Raw genomic sequence first — 267 nt, forward strand, 5'->3', positions numbered from 1 at the left:
GGGGGATGCTGTCGAAGTATCGATGATAGCGGTGTACCAGATGCAGCTGATAGCTGAGAATCCCCTGATGGCTGGGGCTGCTGACCAGATAGCAGTCGAACTCCGGAAAAGGATGGCTATAGAGCTCTTTATTGTTTTTGTAGCGGGTGACCATGCCGGTGCTGCGGCTGAACGAAAAATGTTTGACCGCTTTCATAAACCAGGGCATGGGGAGGTAGCCATGCTCAGACGCTTCAGCGTAGCCCCAGATCAGGCCTGAAGGTAGGA

Annotated in this window: 1 pseudogene; it reads right to left on the reverse strand. The window is 53.6% G+C overall.

From position 1 onward, the window contains the following. Positions 1–267, reverse strand: a pseudogene (locus tag JW499_RS23265) (hypothetical protein); the annotation flags it as partial.

It is taken from the genome of Amphritea pacifica, from assembly GCF_016924145.1.
Taxonomy (GTDB): domain Bacteria; phylum Pseudomonadota; class Gammaproteobacteria; order Pseudomonadales; family Balneatricaceae; genus Amphritea; species Amphritea pacifica.